The sequence below is a fragment of the Novosphingobium fuchskuhlense genome, from assembly GCF_001519075.1.
Classification (GTDB): Bacteria; Pseudomonadota; Alphaproteobacteria; order Sphingomonadales; family Sphingomonadaceae; genus Novosphingobium; species Novosphingobium fuchskuhlense.
In genome coordinates this window covers 521,424-544,495 of record NZ_KQ954244.1, presented here as the reverse complement: position 1 = coordinate 544,495, position 23,072 = coordinate 521,424, and the positions used below count along the sequence as shown (strand labels likewise).

Here is a 23,072-nt window from a genome sequence, read left to right as displayed (position 1 = left end):
CGCCGACAACAGGAGAGCGCGGCATGAGCGGGACGGATCTTTCGGTAGACGTGGTGATCGTCGGTGCGGGCCACGGCGGCGCACAGGCCGGAATAGCGCTGCGGCAGAACGGGTTTGCCGGCACGATTTTCGTCGTGGGTCGCGAACCCGAGCTGCCCTACGAACGCCCGCCGCTCTCCAAGGAATACCTTGCGCGCGACAAAACCTTCGATCGCATCATGATCCGGCCCGAGGCGTTCTGGGCGGACAAGGCCGTCACCATGCTGCTCGGCACCGAAGTCACCGCGCTCGATGCCGCTGCGCACGTCGCGACGCTCGGCGATGGCCGCAAGCTCGCTTACGGCCACCTTATCTGGGCGGCAGGCGGCGATCCGCGCAAACTGACCTGCGCCGGTGCCGATCTGGCCGGCGTTCACGCCGTTCGCACGCGTGAGGATGTCGACCGGCTCATGGGTGAACTCGATGCCGGCGCGCGCCGCGCCGTGGTGATCGGCGGCGGCTATATCGGGCTGGAGGCGGCCGCCGTGCTGACCAAGCTCGATTGCCATGTCACGTTGCTTGAAGCCCTGCCGCGCGTGCTGGCGCGCGTCGCGGGTGAGGCATTGTCGGCGTTCTACGAAGCCGATCATCGCGCCCACGGTGTCGATCTGCGGACCGGCGTGATGGTCGATTGTCTGGTTGGTGAAGGCGGCAAGGTGAGCGGCGTGAAGCTCGCCGACGGTACCGTGCTGCCCGCCGATCTCGTCATCGTCGGCATCGGCATTATCCCGTGTGTCGAGCCGCTCCGGGCGGCGGGCGCGGAAGGCGCAAATGGCGTGACGGTCGACAGCCAATGCCGCACCTCGCTGCCCGATGTCTATGCGATCGGCGATTGCGCCGCGCACGCCAATGCCTTCGCGGATGGCGCGGTAATCCGGCTCGAATCGGTGCAGAACGCCAATGACATGGCGACGGTTGCGGCGAAGACGATCTGTGGCGTGGAAGCCAGCTACCACGCGGTGCCGTGGTTCTGGTCGAACCAGTATGACCTCAAACTCCAGACCGTTGGCCTCTCGACCGGGCATGACGCCGTCGTCACGCGCGGTGATCCGGCCACGCGCAGTTTTTCGGTGATCTACCTCAAGGCGGGCAAGGTCGTCGCGCTCGATTGCGTCAACATGGTCAAGGACTATGTGCAGGGCCGCAAGCTGGTGGAGACCGGTGCCGTGATCGCACCCGAAAAGCTGGCCGATGCGGGCACCCCGCTCAAGGAACTGGCATAGCTTCTGCTAGGCGGTCCAGCGCCCAGCTCGCCGCGTCGGCCACGGCGGGATCGGGATCGGCCAGCAGGCGCTGCACCGGGGCCAGCAGGCCGGGATCGCCGCTGTTACCCGCAGCATAGAGGCAATTGCGCACGAACCTGTCACGCCCGATGCGCTTGATCGGCGAGCCGGCGAAGAGCGCGCGGAACGCCGCATCATCCAGCACCAGCAGTTCCGCCAGACGCGGTGCGGCCAGTTCGGCGCGCGGCAGGAAGGCCTTGTTGGTCGCTGCCGTGCTGGCAAAGCGATTCCACGGGCAGACCGCAAGACAATCGTCACAGCCATAGATGCGGTTGCCCATCGCGGCCCGGAACGCATCGGGGATTGGCCCCTTGTGCTCGATCGTGAGGTAGGAAATGCAGCGCCGCGCATCGAGCCGGTAGGGTGCCGGGAAGGCGTCCGTCGGGCAGGCGCGCTGGCAGGCCGTGCAGCTGCCGCAGCGATCGGCATGGGGCGCATCGGGCTCCAGCGCCAATGTGGTGTAGATCGCGCCGAGGAACAGCCATGAACCGTGGCCGCGGCTGACGAGATTGGTATGCTTGCCCTGCCAGCCGATCCCCGCCGCCTCGCCCAGCGGCTTTTCCATCACCGGCGCGGTATCGACGAAAACCTTGACCTCGGCCCCCGGCACGTCTGCCACGATCCAGCGCGCCAAGGCCTTCAGCGCGCGCTTCACCACGTCGTGATAATCCGCCCCTTGCGCATAGACCGAGATGCGCGCCCGGTCCTTCGCTTCGGCCAGCACCATGGGATCGGCGGCGGGGGCATAGCTCATGCCAAGCGCGATCACGCTCTTCGCCTCGGGCCAGAGCGATTGCGGGCCGCGGCGGTGCTCGAGGCGGGTCTCCATCCACTCCATCGAGCCGTGGTTGCCTTCGGCAAGCCATTGCTCCAGCCGCGCGGCGCGCAGCGCGTCATCTGCTGCGGGCGCAATCCCGCAGGCGGCAAAGCCGAGCCGGTGCGCCTCGGCCCTGATCCGGTCTTCCAGCGTGGTCTCCGCGCCGTTAACCATACTTGCTGCGCCCATCGTTCATGCCTTACGGTTAACGGCGGTTCGCATGAAGATCGAACCCTTTGCCTCCTTTACCGGGACGCCCGTGTCGGACAACGTTCCTTCTGCTGAGCTCGCAATCGAGGCGCGCGGCCTCGTCAAGCGCTTCGACGGTTTCACCGCTGTCGACGGGGTGGACATTTCGGTGCCGCGTGGTTCGATCTACGGCATTCTCGGCCCCAATGGCGCGGGCAAGACGACGACCTTGCGCATGCTGCTTGGCATCATCGATCCCGATTCGGGCTATCGCCGCGTGCTGGGGCATGAACGGCCCACCGAAGTCGCGCGGCGCATCGGCTATCTGCCCGAGGAGCGCGGGCTCTATCCGGCGATGAAAGCCAGCGAAGCCATCGCATTCCTCGCCGCCCTGCGCGGTGTGCCGCTCAAGGAGGGCCGCCGGCGGGGCCGCGACCTTCTGGAGCAGCACGGGCTTGGCTATGCTGCTGATCGCCAGATACGCCAGCTTTCGAAGGGCATGGCGCAGCAGGTGCAGCTGCTCGGCACGCTGGTGCACGAGCCCGATCTCGTGGTGTTCGACGAGCCGTTTTCAGGGCTGGATGCGCTCAACCAGGGCAAGCTCGAACGGATGATCCGAAGCCTGGCGGAGCGCGGGACGACGGTAATCTTCTCCACCCACGTCATCGCCCATGCCGAGCGGCTGTGCGACCAGATCGCCATCATCGCGGGCGGCAAGGTGCCGTTCGCAGGCCCGGTCGATGCCGCGCGCGATCGGCTGCGTCCGCAGGTCCGCCTCGAAACCCGCGCGCAGGATGGGCCGTGGCGCGCCGCCATTCCCGCCGATGCGCGCCACGAGGGGCGCTTCTGGTTCTTCACCCTGCCCGAAAGCGGCGTCGAGCCGCTGCTGCGTGCGCTCATCGAAGGCGATGCCGGTATCCTGAGCCTCTCGATCGAGCGGCCGGGCCTGCACGACGCGTTCGTTTCCATCGCCGGCGAAGCGGCTGCCCGCGCGCTGGAGGAATCCGCGCAGGAGGCAGCCGAACGCGCCACTGAAAAGAAGGGTCGCCGCTGATGCTCCGCCACCATCTTGCCGCCGCCTGGGTGATCGCGCGCCGCGATTTCTGCGCGGTGATCTTCTCGAAGACCTTCATCTTTTTCCTGATCGGCCCGCTGTTTCCGGTGTTCATCGGTGCGATGGCGGCGGCGGTCGGCTCGCAGGTCTCACGCGATATCGATCGGCCGGTGGTCGGCATTGCCATGCCGGCGCACCAGGGCGATTTGCTGGTGGCCGCGCGGGCCGGCCTTGCCCCCAGGATGGCTGGCTTCGTGCCGGAATACACGGTCCTCGCGCGGCTCGCCCCGGGCGAGACGTTCGATGCGCGCACCGTGCTCGCCAGCAAGGGCGTGAAGGGCGCGCCGCAGCTTGCCGCAGTGGTGACCGGAACGCTGGACAAGCCGGTGCTCACCGCCACCTCCGAACGCGTCGACCAATGGCGCGGCCAGTTAGCACTGATCGCAGCGGAGGCCGGTGCGCCGGGGCCGCGCACCTATCCAGACGTGATCGAGGACAAGATCGCCACCACCGCGGCCAAGCAGCACGTCGATCTCGCGGTGACGGCGCAGGCCGGGCAGGTTCTGCTATTCCTGCTGACGATGCTGCTGGCGGGCATGGTGCTCTCCAACCTCGTCGAGGAAAAGGCCAACAAGATCATCGAGGTGCTCGCCGCTTCGATCCCGATGGACGCGCTGTTCCTCGGCAAGCTCTTCGCCATGCTCGCGGTCAGCCTTGTCGGCATTGCGGTCTGGGGTTCGGTCTATGGCCTGCTGATGCTCGCCGGCATGAAGTCGATCCCGCTGCTAGCCACCCCGTCGGTCGGCTGGCCGATGTTCTGCCTGCTCGGCTTCCTCTACTTTGCAATGGCTTACCTCCTGCTTGGCTCGCTGTTCCTCTCGATCGGCGGCATGGCGACCACGGTGCGCGAAGTGCAGACGCTGTCCATGCCGGTCACGATGATGCAGCTCATGGTGTTCTTCTTCGCGAGCTATGCGCTGGCGCGGCCCGGCACCTGGATCGAGACGGCAAGCCAGGTCTTCCCGGTGAGTTCACCCTTCGCGATGCTCGCGCAGGCGGCGCAATCGCCGGTGCTCTGGCCGCATCTGGTTGCGCTGGTCTATCAGGCGGTGTGGGTCGGCGTGATCATCCGCGTGGGGGCGCAGCTGTTCCGCCGGACGGTGATGAAATCGGGCCCGGCGCGGGGGCGTCGGGGCTGGTTTCGCCGTCCCGTTGCGGCCACCGCTCGATAAGCGCTTCGAGCAGGCAATCGCTTATTGACAGCAATGTAGGTTGCAAGGATAGTATTGTCCGACTGACAGGGCGGCCGCCCAAGAGCCGTCCGCATCGGAAGGATAGCCATGGCCACCCAGCTCGCGCCCGAAGCCCCGTTTACCTACCGCACCGCGCCCACCGCGAACGAGGCATTCGAGGCATGGCTCGCTGCCAATCCGCAGGCTGCGCCGCACCACACGCAGCCCTGGGACGTGAGCGCCTCTGCGATTTATGTGGAGGACCGCTGGGGCCCGATCTTCGCCGAGATGCGCGCCAAGGCTCCGATCAACAAGGTGACCGGCACGCCTTACGGCGACTTCTGGAACGTCACCACGCACAAGGCGATCCAGCACGTCGAATCGCTGCCTGAGCTGTTTTCTTCTTCGTGGCAGCATGGCGGCATCACCATCGGCGATCCGCCGGAAGGCACCGATCCTGCCAAGCTGGCCGAGCGCCAGATGCCGATGTTCATCGCGATGGACCGGCCCCAGCACACCGGCCAGCGACGCACCGTGGCCCCGGCGTTTACCCCCGCCGAAATCGCGCGCATGGAAGCCGAGATCCGGCAGCGCACCGGCGAAGTGCTCGACAGCCTGCCCTGGGGCGAAAAGTTCGATTGGGTCGACAAAGTCTCGATCGAGCTCACCACCGGCATGCTGGCGATCCTGTTCGGCTTCCCCTGGGCTGACCGCCGCCTTCTGACCTTCTGGTCCGATTGGGCCGGCGACGTGGAACTGACGCTGGCGCCCGATCTTGCCGACCAGCGCTTCGAAATCCTCTCCGAGATGGCCCGCTATTTCCAGGGGCTGTGGATGGAGCGGATGGGCAAGGCGCCCACCCCCGATCTCATCTCGATGATGATCCACTCGCCCGCGATGGCGACCATGAGCCCGCTTGAATTCATGGGGAATCTCGTGCTGCTGATCGTCGGCGGCAACGATACGACGCGCAACACGATGTCGGGCATCGTCCATGCGCTCGACCAGTTCCCCGATCAGCGCGCGTTGCTTGAAAGCGATCCCTCGCTGATCCCCAACGCTGTGCAAGAATGCCTGCGCTTCGTGACGCCGCTGGCCCACATGCGCCGCACCTGCACGGCAGACAACGAGCTGTTTGGCCAGCAGATCAAGGCCGGCGACAAAGTGATCATGTGGTACTTGTCGGCCAACCGCGACGAGACCGTGTTCGAGAATCCGGACAAGCTGATCGTCGACCGGCCCAATGCGCGCCGCCATCTGGCGTTCGGCCACGGCATTCACCGCTGCGTCGGTGCGCGCCTTGCCGAATTGCAGCTGCGCGTGCTGCTCGAGGAAATGCACGAGCGCAAGATGCGGGTGCGTGTTGCGGGCAATGTGCAGCGCGTGCGGGCCAACTTCGTCCACGGCTTCCGCAAGCTGGAAGTGGTGCTGGAAAAGCGCTGAACGGTTCCTATCCGATTCGGTCAGATTCGGTTCATCTAGCCGGGGCTAGGAGAAGGGGGTCCCGCCGGTGGGTTACCCCGCCCCCTCCCCGGCCCACGGCGGGACGCTCCCCCCCTTCAGCCTCGTCTTCCTGCTCGAATGGTCGGCTTGATCTCCATGGCAAGACAGGGAATGTAACCACATGCGCGCTCTTGCCGAACCGGTGCCCATGAAACCTTCCCGCCGCAACTTCCTCGCCTTCCTTACCGCCACCGCCGCGATGACAGCGGCGGCTTGCGGCGCGCCCGCTGCGGCCACGCGCAAGGGCGCCTTTCCTTTGCGCCACACAGAAGCGGAGTGGCGCAAGCTGCTCACACCCGCGCAATATTTCATCCTGCGCGAGGAAGGCACGGAGCGCCCGTTCACGTCCGCGCTGCTCAAAGAGCACCGCAAGGGCACCTTCACCTGTGCGGCGGACGGCAACCCGATCTTCGCCTCTTCCACCAAGTTCGACAGTGGCACTGGCTGGCCCAGCTTCTGGGCGCCGATCAAGGGCGGTGTGGGCACTTCGACCGACACCTCGTTCGGCATGAGCCGTACCGAGGTCCATTGCACGCGCTGCGGCGGCCATCTCGGCCATGTGTTCGACGATGGTCCGCCGCCCACCGGCAAGCGCTACTGTATCAATGGCGATGCGCTGAAGTTCGTGCCCGCCTGAAGACGGCGCTGCGGCTGGTCAGGCTGGGTCCTCTGTGGCAAGCGCCGCCGTGATGCGCGCGCTCAAACTGGCCCTGCTGATCCTCGCGCTCGTGCCGGTGACATGGCTGCGCGAGCCGAGACCGGCTCCGAGGTCGGATACACCGATTGCCCTGCAGGACCTCATGCCGACCTTGCGCGGCGCGCTGCCGGACATTGGCGGGCCGCAACTCGTCGGGGCATGGCGGATCACCGGGCGCGCCCGCGATCTCGGCACGCTTTCCGGGCTGGCGCAGACCCGCGCCGGCTTCGTGGCGGTGGGCGATCGCGGCGGCGTCCTGTGGTTCGCGCGGCCCGATCAGCCGGGTCCCTGGACCACGCGGCTGGATCACCTGATCCACCTCGCATGGCGCAAGTATCGCTTCCACACCGATGCAGAAGCCGTCTTTGTCGAATTGCCGGGCGGAAACCTGATCGTAGCTTACGAAGATGCGGGCGGGCTCGAGGTGTTCAGCCCCGATCTGTCGCGGCGCAGGGCGATACCCCTACCCGCGCTGGCGCAATGGCCCGAGAACCAGGGGCCAGAGGCCATGACCCGCCTCGCCGATGGGCGCACAGTGATCGCGGGGGAGACCTATTCGCGCTGGCTTGAGCGCACACGCCATCCTGGCCTGATCTTTCCGGGTACGCCGAGGCCTGGCGAGTCTCCGGGGCGATTCGAACTGGTGATGCCGGCGGGCTATCGGCCCAGCGAGTTGGCGCAGATGCCAGATGGCCGGCTGCTGGTGTTGGGTCGCCATTTCGGCCTGACCGGCTTCCGGTCGGTGATTGCCTGGTTTGCAGCCCGGGATGTCCATCCCGGCGCAGTGATCACGCCGCAGGTTCTGGCCCGTATCGACGATCCGCGCATCCGCGAGAACTATGAAGGGATGACCGTGACGCGCGAAAAGGACGGCAGCCAAGCTATCTGGCTGATCTCTGACAGCAACGAGATGGTCTGGGCGCAGCGAACGCTTCTGCTCAAGCTGCGAATCGGGCCGGAGCCGCAATCGGCTCCGGCCCGTTCAGCGCGGGCGGGGCACCCTCACTGAGTGAGGCCCGCCCGGCAGGGTATTCAGGCGGCAGTCGCCTTGACCAGCTCGCGCTTCACCTTGAGCGCGCGCGGGCTCAGCTTGGTGTCAGCAGCCTTGAGCAGCCAGTTGTCGAGACCGCCGTTGTGCTCCACCGAGCGCAGGCCGTGGGTCGAGACGCGGAACTTGAAGCTGCGATCAAGCGCTTCCGACATAAGCGTGACGTTCTGCAGGTTGGGCAGGAACAGACGCTTGGTCTTGTTGTTGGCGTGGCTCACGTTGTGGCCGACCTGGCGGCCCTTACCGGTCAGTTCGCAGATGCGCGACATGGCTGAAAACTCGCTTGGATTTGAACGATCATGGATCGGGAAGGGCGCGCTCTTGCCGATCCGGGGGGCAAAGTCAAGGATTCGCACGTTGCAAGCGAACCCCAAGGCGCGCTAGCCCGCAGGACATGACCCGCTGGCCCCTTCCCGAACCCATGCGCATGGCGCTGGAAGCCGCCGCATGCGCGGCCGCAGCGGGGGAAGTGCCCATCGGGGCGGTGATCGTCAAGCAGGGCGTGGTGATTGCCGCCGCGCACAATTCCCCGCGCGAGGATCATGATCCCACCGCCCACGCCGAGGTCCTCGCGATTCGCGCCGCCGCCGCCGCGCTCGGGCAGGAGCGGCTGACGGGCTGTGACTTGTGGGTCACGCTGGAGCCCTGCGCGATGTGCGCCGGCGCGATCGTCCATGCCCGGCTGGACAGGGTCTACTATGCCGCGAGCGACCCCAAGGGCGGCGCGGTGGAGCACGGCGCCAAGGTGTTCGATGCGCCGGGGTGCCTGCACCGGCCGGAGGTCTATTCCGGCATCGGCGAGGGCGAGGCGGCGGACCTGCTGCGGACCTTCTTCCGCGAACGGCGCTAGGACCCGCGCCAGATCTTCACAGGCGCGTCATCGGCCGCGCCCCGGTTCGCGCAAGGCATGGGCAGGAAGTCCCTGCCGTAGCAGATATGCACTTCCTCCACCCAGCCGCGCGGGTTTGCCGTCACCCGGATCGCGGCGGCGGGGAGGAACGGCGTTGCCTTGCGCAGCGCGCCGCGCAGATCTCCGGCGGTGAGGCCGGGCCGGCGCGAGAGGGCGATCATGTCGGGAAACCGCAGCGAGCGCAGCAGGGCCGCGCCGGCCTTGAAATAGCCCTCCGGTGTGCGCGCCATGCAGGCCCCGTGCTTGGCCCATTCGTGCGCGATGAGGCCGGGCGAGGGTGTCATGCAGAGATTGCGCCGTACCGTTTCGGCCGGCACCGGCCGCGCTTCGCACCACTGCGGCCAGTTTCCGGGCGAGGATTCGGGCCAGAGGCCGTGGAGAATGAAGCCGAAGCGGCCGAGCTCGCCGCCGCATTGGAACGCCGAGCCCGGATCGCGCGCCCGTGTGCGGCAGTATTCCGGCGACCAGCTGAGCGCGAGCGTGTAGCCTGCGATGGGCAGAACCCGGCGCGGGCCATCCGGGGTGGGCAGCGCCGGGGCGGAGACCTGCGGCGGCAGGCGGCACTGCGGCACTTCGGCATGCGCCAGGGCAGGCAGAGCGAGCGCCGCGACCGCGAGGGCACGCAGGCGCATCAGTTGAAGGTCGTCACGTCGATCACGCCCACCTGGCCCCGGCTGCGCAGCCATTCGGCGGCGTCGCGGCGGAACAGGAATGCGATGGCAACGATCTGGGTCAGGTTGGTGAGCACGAGCAAGACCGTGTAGAACATCCCGAGTTCCACGAAACGGCCGCCCCTGGTCACGGTGCTGATCAGCCCGAGCACGGTCAGCACAACCAGCACCCACTTGGCGATATTGCTGGCGCGTCGGGCAATCAGGTACCAGAAGGCCAGCACCATCAGCCCGCCGAGACCGACCCCGATCGCCAGCCCGAGCATGACCATCGGGCCACCCGCAGCGGTCAGCCGGGACCAGCTTCCGATCAGATTGATCATCCCGATGGCCGTGCTGCCGAGATAGAGCTGCTCGAATCGCGTGATCGATAGTGGTCGCATGGTGGGGTCCCCTCGCTGCGTGCGGGGGAAGCTATCACGCCGGCACAGCCGGGCAATCGCCCTCAGGGTTCAAAGTGGCGTGAAATCGAGCCCGATATCGGCCGCGGGGGCGCTTTGCGTGAGCCTGCCAACCGAGACGTAGTCCACGCCCGCAGCGGCGATCGCGCCGATGGTTTCGAGCCGCACCCCGCCCGAAGCCTCGCAAGGAACCCGGCCCGCGACACGTGCGACCGCCTCGCGCAGCAAGTCCGGGCCCATGTTGTCGAGCAGCAGACGGGTGGCGCCGGCGTCCAGCGCGGGTTCGATCTGGTCGATATGGTCAACCTCGCAGATCACCTCGCGCACACCGGCGGCGAGCGCGCTGCGCACGGCTTGGGCAACACCGCCCGCGACGAGGACGTGATTGTCCTTGATCATCGCCGCGTCCCACAGCCCCATGCGGTGGTTCACCCCGCCGCCGGTGCGCACGGCATACTTTTCGAGATGGCGCAGGCCGGGAATGGTTTTGCGCGTATCGAGGAGCTTCGCCTTGGTCTCGCCCATCGCATCGACATAGCGGCGCGTGAGCGTGGCGACGCCCGAGAGGTGCTGCACGGTGTTGAGCGCGCTGCGCTCGGCGGTGAGCATGGCCCGTGCCGAGCCGGTCAGCCGCATCAGTGCCGATCCGGGCGCGACCTGTGCGCCTTCGGCAACCAGCACTTCGATCTCCATCGCCGGATCGAGCGCGCGGAAGAACGCGGCGGCAATCGGCAGCCCGCAGACGGTGATCGCATCGCGGCTGTCCATCACACCGGCAAAGCGCGCCGCCGCCGGGATCACGCTCTCGCTCGTCACATCATGCCCGCCGCCCGGGAGGCCGTGGCCGAGGTCTTCGGCAAGCGTGGCGGCTACAAAGGCGTCGAGGTCGAAGCCGGGAAGGGAGAAATCGGTCATGTTGGCGGGACTAGCTACGGCTGGTCCCGCTGTCGAGCGTCAGACAGTTCAATGCACGAAGCGCGCCACCACATCGCGATAGGAGCGAGATACTTTTACCTCGGAGCCGCTGTCGAGCACGAGGAAGCATTCGCCGTTGGTGTGGGGCTTGACCTGCCGCACGCGGTCCAAGTTGACGATCTTCGAGCGGTGGACGCGCTGAAACACGCGCGGATCGAGCCGGCGCTCGAGGTCCTTCATCGTCTCGCGCAGGATCAGCGAATTGTCACCGGTGTAGATGCACATGTAGTCGCCCGCCGCCTCGATCCGCTCGATCGTGTCGACATCGACACGGAAGATCTGGCCGCGATCCTTGATGTTGATCAGCTTCTCGAACCGGCCGACTGCCGGTTCGCTGTCGTCGGGGATGGCCTCCATCGCGTCGGGCGCGACCTCGGCGAGCACGGTCTTGAGCTTCTCGGCCTCTTCCAGTCCGCGCTTCTCGGCGAGGCGGGTCCGCGCGCGGTCGAGCGCATCGGCGAGGCGGGCGGGTTCGACGGGCTTCAGCAGATAGTCAACCGCATTGGCTTCGAAGGCGCGGATCGCGTGTTCGGAATAGGCCGTCACGAAAACGAACAGAGGCGGATCGATCTCGATCACCCCGCTGACCACGCTGAATCCGTCGAAGCCGGGCATCTGGATATCGCAGAACACCAGATCGGGCTTCTCGGTCTTGATCTTGCGGATCGCCTCGCGCCCGTTCGAGCAGGTGTCGATCACCTCGACATCGGGAAAGGCCTCCAGCCGCAGCTGGAGGCCCTGGATCGCGAGCTTCTCATCATCGACGAGGATCGTGCGAATGGTCATGCGCTACCTTTGCTGTGCGGGGAGGGAGGCGGACTGGACGGCTGCGGGTGCTTCCCGTGCTTCGAAGGGCAATTCGATCACCACCTGGAAGCCACCGCCCGGCCGCTCGCCGATTTCAAACCGCTGGTTCTCGCCATAAGCCTGGGCAAGCCGGTCGCGGATATTGGCAAGGCCAACCCGGGTGGAGTCCGAATGGGAACTGGTCACACCGAACAATGTCGAGGGGTCGGTGCCCGGTTGCAACCCCGGCCCGGTGTCGGACACGGTGACCCGCAGCACCGGGCCGACGAGTTGCGCCGCGATGGTGATCGTGGCCCCTTCCTCGAGCGGGCTGACCCCGTACTTGATTGCATTCTCCACCAGCGGTTGGAGCAGCAGCGAAGGCATCAGCGCGGGCGAGGCGTCCTCGTCGATGCGGAATTCGGTGCCGAGCCGCTCCTCGAAGCGCATCCGCTCGATATCGAGGTAGAGCTTCAGCGTCTCCACCTCCTGCGCCACCGTCACGCGGCCCGTCGGTTCATTGATCAGCGTATAGCGCAGGAATGAGGAGAGGCGGCTCAGCATCGCATTCGCGGGTTCGGTCTGCTTCAAGAGCACCAGCGTCGAGATCGAGTTCAGCGTGTTGAACAGGAAATGCGGGTTGAGCTGGTAGCGCAGCATGGCGAGCTGTGCCGAGGTCGCCTGCGCTTCGAGGCGCATCAGCTGGTCGTTCTGCTCTTCAACCTGCACATAGAAGTTGATCGCGTAATAGAGCGCCGACCACGCGCCGAGCAGCGTGAGATCGAGGTAGAACACACCGAGGAACAGTTGCGCGAAGCCGGAATCGCCGCCCGAACGGTAGAGGCTGATGACCCACGAATCGATGAAGGCATAAAGCCCGACGGCGATGGCGAGCACCACGGATGTAATGCCCCAGGTGATCAGCGGCGTGCGGTTGATCAGCGCGCGGTAGATGACCGAGAGGATGAGGCTGATCGAGAAGCCTGTGATCGAGGCAATCAGCACGATGACGAGGAACGACCAGGGTTGCGCATTCGCCAGGCTGGAGAGCGCGCGCAGCAGCATCGCGCCGCCCCAGCCGAGCATCTGCAAACGCCAGAAGGCGCGGTTCTTGTTGCCGAAGAACGGCGTGGGGCGCAGCGGCAGCTTCATTGCCATGAGGCACGTGTAACGTGTTGGAGCGCCGCGCGCCACAGGCAGGCTTTGCCTGGGCGCGCAAAGCGGTTACTCTCCGGCGCAAAAGGGAGAGAACAATGGATCATCACGGCGATTCCGAAGCGCGCGCGCAGTTCCACTCGATGGAGGAAGGCACGCAGGAAGACTGGGCGATCATCGCGCGCGACTATGTCGGGTTTGCCGCCGGCCTGCCGGATCGTGTGCTGGCGCACCTCAAGCTGCTCGACGGCGATTTCGGCGGCTTTCCGATCGATCGCCTGACGCACAGCCTCCAGACCGCGACCCGCGCGCATCGCGACGGCCGGCCGGAAAGCTACGTTGTGATGGCGCTTCTCCACGATATCGGCGACACGCTGGGGTCCTACAACCACCCCGAAATCGCCGCCGCGATCCTCCAGCCTTTCGTGAGCGAGGAAGAGCACTGGATCTGCCGCAACCATGGCGCGTTCCAGGGCTATTACTACTTCCACTACCTAGGCATCGACCGGAACGTGCGCGAGAAGCACCGCGACAATCCCCATTTCGACGCCTGCGCCGAATTCTGCGCCAAGTACGACCAGGCCGCGTTCGATCCCGACTACGACACGCTGCCGCTCGATTTCTTCGAGCCGATGGTGCGCCGTGTGATGGCGCGGCCGCGTAATGAAACGTCGATTTCGGCGATGGAAACCACTGCCGTGAAGGCTGACGCCACAGCCTAAGGCTCGCGCCGGAATCTGTGTGCCCAGTCTATATCGGGCTGGGCGCGCATGACCGTGATCTCATCAGCCATCTCCCGCTCGCGCGTGCTGGCCCTGCCGTGGCTGGCGCCGGGGATGACGAGAAGGCCGCGCGGACCGATCAGGTGGATCATGCGCAGCGCCGCCGCCGGATCGTAACCCGCATTGGCCATGATCCAGACCGAGAGCCGGTCCGCCTCGCGCTCCGTGCGGCGCACCGCCGCCGTCGTGCGAGCGCCCGGGCCGAGCAGGGTCTCATGATCCAGCGCGGCGTGGGCCAGTTCATGTGCCAGCACCGCCGCGATCATCGCCTCGTCGCCGCCCAGCCGCGCAAGCGCCTCGCGCCCGATGCGCACCTGGCTGCGGGTGGCCCCGGCGTTGTCCTTCCCGTCGTCGAGGATGAAGCGCACCGCGCAGGTTGGCGCGGCTGCAACCGTCACGAGGCGGCCGCCGTCGAGCGTGAGCGCAACCTTGCCATCGCGCGCGGCCACCTGCTCAAGGCGCGTTTGCAGCGCCCACACGCGGGCCCAGCTGCCGCGCCGCGGTGCCGGGCCGATCACCATACCATCGATGGCGGTCACCACGGCATTGGCGGCGAGGCCCGCCGCGTCCGCCGGGCTGCCCGCCGCAACCGCCGCCACGGCCACGTCGCCGGTAAGCCCATAGGCCTCACGGGCAACCGCCGGATCGGCAAACGTCTGTACATCGCCCAGCAGCAGGCCGATTCCCGGCGCACCGCGCGGGCAATAGGCGGCATTGGCATGGCTCAGGCGCCAGCCGATGGTCTGGACCAGCGCGTCGGCCTGCTGGAGTTCATCGACGGGCTGCGCGGCGGACGGCGGTGCGCAGGCGAGCGCTGCCGCCAGGAACGCCGTCGGGCGGCGCATCAGCCCTTCCGGGCCGCGTCGACCGCCTGTTGCAGCGCCTCGCGCCCCACAGCGCCGGTCAGCAGCTTGCCGCCAATGCTCCAGGCCGGCGTGCCATTGATGCCGAGCTGGCGGGCGAGACCGAGGTTGCGCTCCAGTTCCTGCCGAACCCCCGTTTGCTGGGCGAAGGCGCTCGCGGCGGCGCCGTCCACGCCGGCGGCGTTGGCGGCTGCCGCGATGCTCGTGTTGCTCGGCCGTTCGCCGGCGAACATCGCCTTGTGGAATGCGGCATACTTGCCTTGCGCAGCTGCGGCGAGGCCCATGCGCGCGGCAGGCTCGCTTTCCGGCGCGATGATCGGCAGCTCTCGCACCACCACGCGCAGATCGGGGTTGTCCTTCACCAGCGCTTCGACATCCTTCACGCTGCTGCGGCAATAGGTGCAGGAAAAGTCGGTGAACTCGACCAGCGTGACCTTGCCCTGCGGATTGCCGAGCACGGCGCCGGGGAACGGCGTCTCGATCGCGCCGCGCAAGGGGGCGAGCCGGGCCTCAGCCTCGCGCGCCTGCAGCTTGTCCATCGCCTCGGGCAGGATTTCGGGGTGGTCGAGGATATAGGCGCGCACCAGCGCTTCGATCGCACCGCGCTGGCGGGTATCGATCCCCGCTTCGGCCAGTTGGCTGTCGAGCTTGGCGCCCTGCGCTGCCGGCGGCGCCTCGGCTCTGCGGCCATGCATCGCCCACCAGCCGCCGGCGGCACCGGCCGCGCCGATCACCAGAGCAAGCGCGAGGAACGGGCTGAAACGCATGAATGATGCTCCTGAAATGCCGATCCCGCCTACCGCGACTTCTTCATCCGCTCAATCATCGCGCGTGCCGACATCGCGATATCCTGGGCCCGCAGCCAGTCGGGCGAGCCCTTGGGCAGGGCGCCTTCGGCCGCTTCGGCGCTGCGCAAGGCTTCGGGCAGGCGAAATTCGCCCAGTTGTTGTTCGGCGCTCGCCAGCCGGGCGCGCGGAATGTCGCCCTGCGCTTCATAGACCACGCCGAGCTGGTACCACGCGAACGGGTTGTCGCTATCGCGCGCAACCGCCGTCTTGAGCACGCGTTCGGCCTCGGCGAAGTTAGCCTTGTCCTCGGTGGCGATTAGGGCGTGGCCCAGCGTGGTCGCGATCAGCGGCGTGTTGCGGGTAAGCTCGGTCGCGCGGCGCAGGGGCTCGATCGCGTCCTTGGGCCGCCCGGATTCGAGCAGCACCTGCCCCTTGAGTTCGAGCGCATAGGGATCGTCGGAATCCATCTTGAGCAGCGCGTCGGTTTCGGCGAGTGCCTTATCCATCAGCGCTTCCTTGTGGAAGGCGTAGGCGCGGGCGAGGTGCGCGGGCGCATCCTGCATCCAGTCGGGATAGGCGGCAAGCGTGGCGGCGGGTTCCGAGAGATAGCCCACCAGCTTGGCTTTCACGCGCAGGAAGCGCGCCTGCAGCGCCGGGTCTGGCGGGCGGTTCCATGCCGGATCCTGCGAGAAGCTGTCCTGCAGGGTGGTCAGGCGGTCTGCCGTCATCGGGTGGGTCGAATAGAACTCCGCATCGGCATCGCGCTTGAAGCCATAGCGGAACTCCATGTTCTGCAGCTTCTTGAAGAAGTCCACCGAACCCTTGCCCGAGATACCGGCCTTGGCGAGAAAGCTGACGCTGGCCGCATCGGCAGAGGATTCCTGTGCGCGGCTGAAGGCGAGGTACTTGCCAAGCGCGGCCTGCTGGCCGGCCATCATGATCCCGATGCCTGCGTCGCCCGATCCGGCGGCGGCTGCTGCCGCGCCGAGCAGCAGGCTGAGGAGGGTGATTCCGGTGGCGGGCTTGCCGCCCTCGTCGCCGCGGATCACGTGGCCACCGGTGATGTGGCCCAGTTCGTGCGCGAAAACGCCCTGGACTTCCTGCGCGTTGTCCGCCGCGCTGATCAGGCCCGAGTGGATATAGACGGCCTGCCCCCCTGCGACGAAGGCGTTGATCGAGGGGTCGTTGAGCAGCACGAGGTCGATCGCGTGCGGATTGAAACCTGCCGCCGCCACGATCGGCGCGGCCATGTCCTGGAAGAACGCTTCGGTCTCGGCGTCGCGCAGCACCGATTGCGCAGAAGCCGGGACGGGCGCGATCAGCAGTGCGAAGGATACCGCCAGCGCGTGGCCGATGCGGCGGGGAAGGGGCCGTGTCACGATGCGCGCAGCTTATCCGCCATGCGCCTGAACCGGCGGTGAAGCGGTGACCCTGGCAAGGAACGGCAGCACCGCATCGAGCGCGCGGGGATCGTGGCTGAAGGGCCGCGCGAACATCATGATCAGGCCTTCGTGCGTCACGCCATCAAGCAGCACTGCGCGAGTGGGCGCTCCGGCCCGGCTCATGGTGCGGGCAAGCTCCACCGAATTGCGCGGGCGCACGCGGGTGTCGGCGGTGCCGTGAACGAGGAGCAGCGGCGGCCCCCCGGCGCGGGCATGAACCACCGGCTGGGTCTCTTCCGGATTGGGCGCCCTGCCGAAACTCAGTTTCGTCGCCTCGTTCTCGAAGGGGTAGAAATCGTAGGGTCCGGCCAGTCCGACCACACCGCGCAACGCGGTGGCCGAGAGGCCCTTTGCCGCCAGCCAGCGCTGGTCGAGCCCGAGCATGACTGCGTTGTAGGCCCCCGCCGAGTGGCCCACCAGCACCACACGGTCGGGATCGCCGCCGAGGCCGCGTGCATGATCTGCCACCCAGCGCAGCGCGGCGGCGCCGTCCTCCAGCATCCCCGGATATTGCGCTTTGGGATAGAGCCGGTACCCTGCCAACACCACGGCATAGCCTTGCGGGGCCAGCGCGCGCGCCATGAACCGGTAATCATGCGGATCGCCCGAACGCCAGCCGCCGCCGTGGATGAAGACAATGATGGGCAACGGGTTCGTGCGCGTCGCGGAAACCGGGATGGCATCGGCGGGGAGGAACATCTCCAGCTTCTGCGCCGGATCGCTGCCATAGCGGACGGCGGCGACTTCGCGGATCGACCCATCACCGCCGCGCAGCATGCGGTCGGCGGTGTCGAGCAGGGCTACTGCCTCGGTCGCAAGGGCCTGACGATACATCAGGTATCCACCGACGCAGAGCACAGCGAGCACGGCCAGCACCCAGCGGAGCCAGCGGCGGCGCGGCTTGCGCGGCGCGCCCGGGAGGATCGAAACATCTGCCATGCCGTATGGCTAGACGGTTTTGCTCAGGCGCGAAAGCCGCCCTTCATCCCAGCAGGTGGCGCGCGGCGCGCTCCAGCAGCGGTTGGTCGTCGGCGATCTCGCCCAGCAGCACGGCAGTTCCGCTGGCCAGACGGCGCACGAGCACCAGAGCGAATTCGGCCCCTTCCGGCTCCAGCGCGTAGAGCGGCTTGTGATCGAGCGCGCGCAGGCTTTCGACCAGCGCCGCGCGCGGCTTTGGCGCGGTCTTCCCGGTTTCCTCGCGGCGCAGCTTGCGCTCCAGCGCAACCACGCCCTTGAGCCCGCCGGGGGCCTTGGCCAGATAGCCGCCGAGTTCGCCGTAGCCGAGCGCGAGGCGCTGGGCGTGGGCGAGCGCAGTGGCGTATTCGGCAATGCGCGTCTTGTCGTAGTCCGCGCCGAATACCAGCTTGACCAGCGGCGTCAGCGGCGCGCGCGCCTGCATGGTGAGGCCTGCATCCGCGATCATGTCGGCGTAATCGTCGGGCGCCTCTTCGGCGGCGAGTGCGAAGTCCCACGCGCGGCCGATCGCGGCATAGAGCGCGCCGCGGGTGCGGTCCTCGCTCGCATGGGCGATATGGGCAAGATCGCGGGCCGAGGCCAGCCAGTCGGCAAGGCAGGCCGGCTCCGGGTCGCCGAACGCAAGGTCGGGGAGGGCAGTGGCAGGGGCACCCGCCACGATCTCGGCAGCGATCTCGCCAACGATCTCGGCGCCCATCTCGGCCAGATCGAGCGGCGCACGCTCGTCATCGCTCCCGGGGGCAGTGTCTGGTCCATCAGCCCAGCCGCCAAGCGATACCTCGGCCGTGCGGCGCGGGGGAAGGGAGGCGGGGCCCACGCGCTGGTCGAGCGCCTGGTCGATCTCGAGCAGCAGCGCGTCGGTGGTCTGCTGGTCGGCCAGCTCCTTCCAGTTGATCACGCCGTAGATGTAGTCGATCGTCTCGTTGTCGGTCGAAAACGGCAGCAGGATCCCGCGATAGAGGATCGTGCGGCCGCGCTGGTTGACGAACTCGGCTTCGAACCCGATCGGTGCCTGATTGGCGATGATCTGCAGATAGTGGTCGGTGATCCGCGAAAGCAGCGAGCGGCCCGGGATGTCGCTCAACCTGCGCAGCGGGCTGCCTGCCTCGCATTCATCGGCCAGCACTTGCCCGAGGAACGGGATCGCCGGATCCTCGATGCCGCTATCGAAGTGCAGCAGCACCGAATGATCGGCAAAGTCGGGCAGATGTCCGTCGAGCAGCGGCTGCACCTGCGGGAACTGGCCCTGATCCAGCAGGCTGGCCCAGAAGTTGTAGGCGCGCACCTGCATGCGGCGCTCATCCTGCCCGATGGACGGCGGCGGCGCGGCAACCGCGCCCTGCTCGTCGATCGATTCCTCGTAGCCGGCATAGTCCGTGGCATAATCGAGGGGCTCTTCACCCTCAGTGCCGTCCGTGCTGATGCCGCGATAGGTATCCATGAACCCGTCCCCGTGGTCGTCCGATGGGGCCCGTCATGGCGCAACATGGTAAAGATGTGTTTAAGTTGCGCCGCGTGTAACGGCACAATAGCTCGATTATGGCATTACCTTGTCGCGATGGCCGCAGCCTTGGCCAGCAGACGCACGGCCATGTCATGGTGGAGCAGCTCGGCCATCTTTCCGCCGACCTTGAGCGCGCCTTTCCCTGCGTTCGCCGGATCGGCAAAGGCGGCCACGATCGCGGCCGCCTCGGCCACTTCGGCTTCGTCCGGCGCAAACACGCGGTTGGCAATCTCAATCTGCGAGGGATGGATCAGGGTCTTGCCATCCAGCCCGAGCTCTTGCGCCTGAAAGCATTCGGCCTCCAGCCGCGCGGGATCGTCGATTGCGTTGCACACCCCGTCGAGCAGCACGAGGCCGTAGGCGCGCGCGGCCATCAGCGCCTGTACCATCACCGGCACGAATCCGGCTCGGCCCGGCCGCTGCGCCATGCCGGTTTCCTTGGCGAGGTCGTTGAGCCCGAGCACGAAGCCGGCAAGGCGCGAGATGCGCGCCGTCTCGGCAATCCGCTCCAGCGCGAGCACGGCCTGCGGCGTCTCGATCATCACCCACAGCCCGACGGCGGGATCAAAGCCCGCCCCGTCCATCGCGACCGAAAGCGCGACGACATCGGCTGCCGCATTCACTTTGGGCGCAAGAATCGCGTGGAGCGGGCACGGCGCCAAGGTTGCCAGATCGGCCTTGCCCCACGGCGAGCCCAGCGGATTGATCCGCGCGATCATCTGGCGGTGGCCGAAGCCGCCGGCGGTGAGCGCCTGCACCAGCGCGCTGCGCGCCTCGTCTTTCATGTCCGGCGCGACGGCATCTTCAAGATCGAGCGCGACCGCGTCGCAGGGCAAGGCCCTTGCCTTGTCCACGGCGCGGGCGTTGCTGGCAGGCATGTAGAGCAGCGAGCGCAGCGGTTGCGCCTCGATCAGGGGTTCGGGCAAGCAGCGTCTCCGGCCAGCGGGAAGGAATGGCGCCAGCCCATTCCCCAAGCCGCGCCGCAGCGCAAGGGGGTGTTACAGGGGGATGCTACAGAATGTAGCGGACCTTGATAGCGGTGCGCATCTGCGCCGCGCCAACCTGGAACGACGCCGCACCGAAATGCGGCGGGCCGAACTCCAGCGGCGCATCACGCGAAAAGCCGAAGCCTTCCTTGGGCAGCATCATCATCTTGTCCATGCGCCCGTTGCCGTTCTCGTCATGAAACAGCGCGATGGCATAGCGGCCCTGTGGCACGTCTCTGAACTGCACCGTTTCGCCATTCACCGCCGGCACGGTGAGGTGCCGCGCGTTGGGGTCCTTCTGGCAATCGGGGAAGGTCCTGGGGTTCGCCGTCATGCAGGCCATGATTTGCCCGCGGTTGGAGCGCAGTCCGTCGATCTCGACGAAAATCGTGCTCGGCACGGCGGCGCTGGCCGCTGCGGCTCCTTGCGGATGCGCCTGGATTTGCGGCAGCGGCATCGCGGCCATCATCAGCGGCGCGGCAAACACCGCGAGCCCGGCCACGGCGCCCAGATGCCTCATGGCGCGGAAAGTCCCTTGTCCGTCCCGCAGACATGATCCCAGAAACGGAAATACAGGCCGTAATTGCATCGATAAAGCTCGTGGTGCCGGTGATGATGGCTCGCTGTTATCACCCATTGCCCTACAGTTGAGTGAACGAGGGCCTTCGGAAACATTTCCCAGCCCATGTGATTGGTTACCCCCATGATGGTCATGACCATGAGGACCAAGCCGAGCACTGCGGCGTGGATCGGCACCACGAAAACCAGCGCCGGGATGAACAGCCCGACAATCGCGGCTTCCACAGGGTGGAAATTCATCGCGGCCCATGCGGTCGGCGGACGGCTGGCATGGTGGACGGCGTGGACGGCGCGGAACACCTGCGGGCGATGCATCCAGCGATGCGTCCAGTAGAACCACGTGTCGTGGAGCGCGAGGTAGACGAACAGCGAGACCGGCAGCCACCACAGCGGGTAGGCGTTCACGTCGGTGTAGACCCGGGTCCAGCCATAGTGCTGCCAGCCCCAGGCGATGATCCCTGCCGGCACGCCATAGATCGCCGCGGAGGCGAGGCTCCACGTGATCTCGCTGCGCATCTGGCGGGCGAGGCCTTTGTAATGGCCGGGGCGCACCAGCTTGGTCAGCCAGGCAAACAGGCCGCTCACCGCCAGATACCGCACGGCGACAATCGCGGTCATGACCAGCGCGGAAAGCCACAGCTCGGTCATGAGGCGAAAGCTCCTGGGATGCGCGGGATGGGCAGCGGGTTCACGGTTGCCAGTATGCCAAGGCGGCGCGCCTGTGGACAGACCCCAGTTGGGTCAGTCCACAAGGCGCGCATGCCGGTCAGACTGCGCGGCGAACCTTGTTGCGGTGCTGGCCGACGCCGGGAGCACCGCCACCACCGCGCGGGCGGAAGGTGCGCGGCTTGTCGCCCTGCGGCGCATCACCGCGGTCGGCGCGGACGGGATTGCCCACGGGGCCCCGATCATCGGTCTTGCGCGGGTTGGCATCGCGGGGACGTCCATCGACCCCTTGCGCGCGGCCGCCGGGCGAACGGTCGTCACGCCGATTGGGATTGTGGCCGGCGCCGCGGCTTTCGCCGCCACGTCCCTGACCACCATGACCCTGGCCCCCACGCCCTTGGCCACCGCCACGATTCCCGCCGCGCCCGCGGGCATCGCGGTCGTCGCGGCGTGCATCGCGCTCGGCTTCCTCGGGCTTGCGGCTGACGGCGGGGAGCTTCGCAGCCTCGGCCAGGAAGCCTTCGGGCAGCGGCAGCGGCATCAGCTTGATGCCGGTCAGCTTCTCGATATCCTTGAGGTAGGGCTTTTCGTCCGGCGCACAGAAGCTGATCGCCTCGCCGTCCGCGCCAGCCCGTGCCGTGCGGCCGATGCGGTGGACGTACTGCTCGGCCACGTTGGGCAGCTCGAAGTTGAACACGTGGCTCACCCCGCTCACGTCGATCCCGCGCGCGGCGATATCGGTGGCGACGAGGATGGGGCACGAGCCCTGACGGAACGCATCCAGCGCGGCTGTGCGCTGCGCCTGGCTCTTGTTGCCGTGGATCGCGCGCGCGCTGATCGAGGCGGCGGAGAGGTGGCGCACCACGCGGTCAGCGCCGTGCTTGGTGCGGGTGAACACCAGCGCGCGGTCGAGCTTGCCATCGGCAAGCAGCGCCCGAATGCGCAAGGTGAGCAGCGCCTGCTTCTCGGCCTGGTTGACGAAGGTCACGAACTGCTCGACGCGCTCGGCAGTACTTGCCTGCGGGGTCACTTCCACGCGCACCGGGTTGTTGATGAACTGCTTGCCGAGGTCCGCGATCGCCTTGGGCATGGTCGCGGAGAAGAACAGGCTCTGTCGGTCCTTCGGCAGCAGGTTCGCCACGCGCTTCAGCGCATGGATGAAGCCGAGGTCCATCATCTGGTCGGCTTCGTCGAGCACGAAGATCTCGACCTTGCTCAGCGTCAGCGCGCGCTGATCGATCAGGTCGAGCAGGCGGCCCGGCGTGGCGACGAGGATGTCGCAGCCCGGCACGAGGCGGCGGGCCTGCTTGCCCACCGGCACGCCGCCGAACACGCAGTCAACCGTCAGGCGCAGGTTCTTGGCGTAGGCCGCAATGTTCTCGGCAATCTGCGCGGCAAGTTCGCGCGTCGGCGAAAGCACCAGCATGCGGCACGAGGCGGGCTTGCGCGGCTTGGGGTCGGCCGCAAGGCGGTGGAGCGAAGGCAGCGCAAAAGCGGCGGTCTTGCCGGTGCCGGTCTGTGCGATGCCGAGGAGGTCGCGGCCTTCGAGCAGCGCCGGGATGGACTGGCGCTGGATCGGCGTCGGGTCGGTATAGCCCTTGGTTTCGAGCGCGTGGAGGATCGGCTCGGCAAGGCCGAGATCGCGGAAATAAGACATGAAGAATCCAATCGGGTGTTTGGGCGCACGGCACGATGCCGCGCGCAAGGCAAGTGGTCGACCATGCGAC

Annotated in this window: 24 protein-coding genes; 8 read left to right on the top strand and 16 right to left on the bottom strand. The window is 67.1% G+C overall.

Annotation, left to right across the window (positions count from 1 at the left end):
- Positions 1–23 precede the first annotated feature (23 nt).
- A complete protein-coding gene (locus tag AQZ52_RS02420; protein WP_067906339.1) occupies positions 24–1,262 on the top strand; it encodes an NAD(P)/FAD-dependent oxidoreductase in 1,239 nt (412 codons plus the stop codon).
- On the opposite strand, the gene queG is transcribed toward AQZ52_RS02420, so the two are convergent.
- On the bottom strand, positions 1,246–2,313 hold the full coding sequence (queG, locus tag AQZ52_RS02415) for a tRNA epoxyqueuosine(34) reductase QueG (protein WP_067906338.1): 1,068 nt from the start codon (positions 2,311–2,313) through the stop codon (positions 1,246–1,248). The two genes, AQZ52_RS02420 and queG, sit on opposite strands and share 17 nt — an antisense overlap.
- Positions 2,314–2,359: 46 nt before the next feature.
- Here queG and AQZ52_RS02410 point away from each other — a divergent pair, with 46 nt between their 5' ends.
- The 5 genes from AQZ52_RS02410 (at position 2,360) to AQZ52_RS02390 (ending at position 7,823) form a co-directional block, all read left to right on the top strand.
- The gene (locus AQZ52_RS02410; RefSeq protein ID WP_240481414.1) at positions 2,360–3,382 is read left to right on the top strand and encodes an ABC transporter ATP-binding protein; all 1,023 of its coding nucleotides are present in this window, start codon (positions 2,360–2,362) and stop codon (positions 3,380–3,382) included.
- Complete coding sequence (locus AQZ52_RS02405) at positions 3,382–4,614, top strand: ABC transporter permease (RefSeq protein WP_067906337.1); 1,233 nt, start codon at positions 3,382–3,384, stop codon at positions 4,612–4,614. The genes AQZ52_RS02410 and AQZ52_RS02405 overlap by 1 nt, the downstream gene beginning before the upstream one ends.
- Positions 4,615–4,722: 108 nt before the next feature.
- The gene (locus AQZ52_RS02400; RefSeq protein ID WP_067906336.1) at positions 4,723–6,057 is read left to right on the top strand and encodes a cytochrome P450; all 1,335 of its coding nucleotides are present in this window, start codon (positions 4,723–4,725) and stop codon (positions 6,055–6,057) included.
- A gap of 181 nt (positions 6,058–6,238) precedes the next feature.
- On the top strand, positions 6,239–6,754 hold the full coding sequence (msrB, locus tag AQZ52_RS02395; RefSeq protein WP_420806440.1) for a peptide-methionine (R)-S-oxide reductase MsrB: 516 nt from the start codon (positions 6,239–6,241) through the stop codon (positions 6,752–6,754).
- A 34-nt stretch (positions 6,755–6,788) separates the two neighbouring features.
- The gene (locus tag AQZ52_RS02390; RefSeq protein ID WP_169793704.1) at positions 6,789–7,823 is read left to right on the top strand and encodes an esterase-like activity of phytase family protein; all 1,035 of its coding nucleotides are present in this window, start codon (positions 6,789–6,791) and stop codon (positions 7,821–7,823) included.
- 23 nt (positions 7,824–7,846) lie between these two features.
- On the opposite strand, the gene rpmB is transcribed toward AQZ52_RS02390, so the two are convergent.
- Positions 7,847–8,131, bottom strand: coding sequence for a 50S ribosomal protein L28 (gene rpmB / locus AQZ52_RS02385; RefSeq protein WP_067909259.1), 285 nt, complete (start codon positions 8,129–8,131; stop codon positions 7,847–7,849).
- Between the two features lie 125 nt (positions 8,132–8,256).
- Between rpmB and AQZ52_RS02380 the strand changes: the two genes are divergently transcribed.
- Positions 8,257–8,712: a nucleoside deaminase gene (locus AQZ52_RS02380; protein WP_067906334.1), complete on the top strand. Its 456-nt coding sequence runs from the start codon at positions 8,257–8,259 to the stop codon at positions 8,710–8,712.
- Here the strand turns inward: AQZ52_RS02380 and AQZ52_RS02375 are convergent.
- The 5 genes from AQZ52_RS02375 to AQZ52_RS02355 all read right to left on the bottom strand — a co-directional run bounded on the left by AQZ52_RS02375 (position 8,709) and on the right by AQZ52_RS02355 (position 12,763).
- Positions 8,709–9,404, bottom strand: coding sequence for a ribonuclease T2 (locus AQZ52_RS02375; protein ID WP_082697508.1), 696 nt, complete (start codon positions 9,402–9,404; stop codon positions 8,709–8,711). The genes AQZ52_RS02380 and AQZ52_RS02375 overlap by 4 nt on opposite strands.
- Positions 9,404–9,826, bottom strand: coding sequence for a hypothetical protein (locus AQZ52_RS02370; RefSeq protein WP_067906333.1), 423 nt, complete (start codon positions 9,824–9,826; stop codon positions 9,404–9,406). Before AQZ52_RS02370 ends, AQZ52_RS02375 begins: the two co-directional genes overlap by 1 nt.
- 69 nt (positions 9,827–9,895) lie before the next feature.
- Positions 9,896–10,759 (bottom strand): carboxylating nicotinate-nucleotide diphosphorylase, encoded by an 864-nt coding sequence (nadC, locus tag AQZ52_RS02365; protein WP_067906332.1) that lies wholly within the window; start codon positions 10,757–10,759, stop codon positions 9,896–9,898.
- A 48-nt stretch (positions 10,760–10,807) separates the two neighbouring features.
- Positions 10,808–11,605 carry a LytR/AlgR family response regulator transcription factor gene (locus AQZ52_RS02360; protein ID WP_067906331.1) on the bottom strand — a complete coding sequence of 266 codons (798 nt, stop codon included), beginning with the start codon at positions 11,603–11,605 and terminating at the stop codon, positions 10,808–10,810.
- A gap of 3 nt (positions 11,606–11,608) precedes the next feature.
- Entirely contained in the window at positions 11,609–12,763 is a 1,155-nt protein-coding gene (locus tag AQZ52_RS02355; protein WP_067906330.1) for a sensor histidine kinase, read from the bottom strand.
- A 95-nt stretch (positions 12,764–12,858) separates the two neighbouring features.
- On the opposite strand from AQZ52_RS02355, the gene AQZ52_RS02350 reads away from it, so the two are divergent.
- A complete protein-coding gene (locus tag AQZ52_RS02350; RefSeq protein WP_067906329.1) occupies positions 12,859–13,482 on the top strand; it encodes an HD domain-containing protein in 624 nt (207 codons plus the stop codon).
- On the opposite strand, the gene AQZ52_RS02345 is transcribed toward AQZ52_RS02350, so the two are convergent.
- From AQZ52_RS02345 to AQZ52_RS02305, 9 genes are all read right to left on the bottom strand, one after another.
- Complete coding sequence (locus tag AQZ52_RS02345) at positions 13,479–14,387, bottom strand: M48 family metalloprotease (RefSeq protein WP_067906328.1); 909 nt, start codon at positions 14,385–14,387, stop codon at positions 13,479–13,481. The two genes, AQZ52_RS02350 and AQZ52_RS02345, sit on opposite strands and share 4 nt — an antisense overlap.
- Positions 14,387–15,172: a DsbA family protein gene (locus AQZ52_RS02340; protein WP_067906327.1), complete on the bottom strand. Its 786-nt coding sequence runs from the start codon at positions 15,170–15,172 to the stop codon at positions 14,387–14,389. Before AQZ52_RS02340 ends, AQZ52_RS02345 begins: the two co-directional genes overlap by 1 nt.
- A gap of 29 nt (positions 15,173–15,201) precedes the next feature.
- Positions 15,202–16,548: a M48 family metalloprotease gene (locus AQZ52_RS02335; RefSeq protein ID WP_067909253.1), complete on the bottom strand. Its 1,347-nt coding sequence runs from the start codon at positions 16,546–16,548 to the stop codon at positions 15,202–15,204.
- Between the two features lie 36 nt (positions 16,549–16,584).
- Entirely contained in the window at positions 16,585–17,574 is a 990-nt protein-coding gene (locus tag AQZ52_RS02330; RefSeq protein WP_067906326.1) for an alpha/beta hydrolase, read from the bottom strand.
- A gap of 43 nt (positions 17,575–17,617) precedes the next feature.
- On the bottom strand, positions 17,618–19,051 hold the full coding sequence (locus tag AQZ52_RS02325) for a PAS domain-containing protein (RefSeq protein ID WP_156424757.1): 1,434 nt from the start codon (positions 19,049–19,051) through the stop codon (positions 17,618–17,620).
- Between the two features lie 104 nt (positions 19,052–19,155).
- Positions 19,156–20,040 (bottom strand): HpcH/HpaI aldolase/citrate lyase family protein, encoded by an 885-nt coding sequence (locus AQZ52_RS02320; protein WP_240481413.1) that lies wholly within the window; start codon positions 20,038–20,040, stop codon positions 19,156–19,158.
- Between the two features lie 85 nt (positions 20,041–20,125).
- On the bottom strand, positions 20,126–20,620 hold the full coding sequence (locus AQZ52_RS02315) for a DUF2141 domain-containing protein (protein WP_240481412.1): 495 nt from the start codon (positions 20,618–20,620) through the stop codon (positions 20,126–20,128).
- A complete protein-coding gene (locus tag AQZ52_RS02310) occupies positions 20,617–21,327 on the bottom strand; it encodes a sterol desaturase family protein (RefSeq protein WP_067906325.1) in 711 nt (236 codons plus the stop codon). Before AQZ52_RS02310 ends, AQZ52_RS02315 begins: the two co-directional genes overlap by 4 nt.
- A gap of 118 nt (positions 21,328–21,445) precedes the next feature.
- Positions 21,446–23,002: a DEAD/DEAH box helicase gene (locus tag AQZ52_RS02305; protein ID WP_067906324.1), complete on the bottom strand. Its 1,557-nt coding sequence runs from the start codon at positions 23,000–23,002 to the stop codon at positions 21,446–21,448.
- Positions 23,003–23,072: the final 70 nt, after the last annotated feature.

What these genes read in the sequence shown, in the direction of transcription:
- AQZ52_RS02420 (WP_067906339.1), top strand. Translation starts at nt 24, where the DNA reads ATGAGCGGGACGGATCTTTCGGTAGACGTGGTGATCGTCGGTGCGGGC.
- queG (WP_067906338.1), bottom strand. Translation starts at nt 2,313, where the DNA reads ATGGTTAACGGCGCGGAGACCACGCTGGAAGACCGGATCAGGGCCGAG.
- AQZ52_RS02410 (WP_240481414.1), top strand. Translation starts at nt 2,360, where the DNA reads ATGAAGATCGAACCCTTTGCCTCCTTTACCGGGACGCCCGTGTCGGAC.
- AQZ52_RS02405 (WP_067906337.1), top strand. Translation starts at nt 3,382, where the DNA reads ATGCTCCGCCACCATCTTGCCGCCGCCTGGGTGATCGCGCGCCGCGAT.
- AQZ52_RS02400 (WP_067906336.1), top strand. Translation starts at nt 4,723, where the DNA reads ATGGCCACCCAGCTCGCGCCCGAAGCCCCGTTTACCTACCGCACCGCG.
- msrB (WP_420806440.1), top strand. Translation starts at nt 6,239, where the DNA reads ATGCGCGCTCTTGCCGAACCGGTGCCCATGAAACCTTCCCGCCGCAAC.
- rpmB (WP_067909259.1), bottom strand. Translation starts at nt 8,131, where the DNA reads ATGTCGCGCATCTGCGAACTGACCGGTAAGGGCCGCCAGGTCGGCCAC.
- AQZ52_RS02380 (WP_067906334.1), top strand. Translation starts at nt 8,257, where the DNA reads ATGACCCGCTGGCCCCTTCCCGAACCCATGCGCATGGCGCTGGAAGCC.
- AQZ52_RS02375 (WP_082697508.1), bottom strand. Translation starts at nt 9,404, where the DNA reads ATGCGCCTGCGTGCCCTCGCGGTCGCGGCGCTCGCTCTGCCTGCCCTG.
- AQZ52_RS02370 (WP_067906333.1), bottom strand. Translation starts at nt 9,826, where the DNA reads ATGCGACCACTATCGATCACGCGATTCGAGCAGCTCTATCTCGGCAGC.
- nadC (WP_067906332.1), bottom strand. Translation starts at nt 10,759, where the DNA reads ATGACCGATTTCTCCCTTCCCGGCTTCGACCTCGACGCCTTTGTAGCC.
- AQZ52_RS02360 (WP_067906331.1), bottom strand. Translation starts at nt 11,605, where the DNA reads ATGACCATTCGCACGATCCTCGTCGATGATGAGAAGCTCGCGATCCAG.
- AQZ52_RS02355 (WP_067906330.1), bottom strand. Translation starts at nt 12,763, where the DNA reads ATGGCAATGAAGCTGCCGCTGCGCCCCACGCCGTTCTTCGGCAACAAG.
- AQZ52_RS02350 (WP_067906329.1), top strand. Translation starts at nt 12,859, where the DNA reads ATGGATCATCACGGCGATTCCGAAGCGCGCGCGCAGTTCCACTCGATG.
- AQZ52_RS02345 (WP_067906328.1), bottom strand. Translation starts at nt 14,387, where the DNA reads ATGCGCCGCCCGACGGCGTTCCTGGCGGCAGCGCTCGCCTGCGCACCG.
- AQZ52_RS02340 (WP_067906327.1), bottom strand. Translation starts at nt 15,172, where the DNA reads ATGCGTTTCAGCCCGTTCCTCGCGCTTGCTCTGGTGATCGGCGCGGCC.
- AQZ52_RS02330 (WP_067906326.1), bottom strand. Translation starts at nt 17,574, where the DNA reads ATGGCAGATGTTTCGATCCTCCCGGGCGCGCCGCGCAAGCCGCGCCGC.
- AQZ52_RS02325 (WP_156424757.1), bottom strand. Translation starts at nt 19,051, where the DNA reads ATGGATACCTATCGCGGCATCAGCACGGACGGCACTGAGGGTGAAGAG.
- AQZ52_RS02315 (WP_240481412.1), bottom strand. Translation starts at nt 20,620, where the DNA reads ATGAGGCATCTGGGCGCCGTGGCCGGGCTCGCGGTGTTTGCCGCGCCG.
- AQZ52_RS02310 (WP_067906325.1), bottom strand. Translation starts at nt 21,327, where the DNA reads ATGACCGAGCTGTGGCTTTCCGCGCTGGTCATGACCGCGATTGTCGCC.
- AQZ52_RS02305 (WP_067906324.1), bottom strand. Translation starts at nt 23,002, where the DNA reads ATGTCTTATTTCCGCGATCTCGGCCTTGCCGAGCCGATCCTCCACGCG.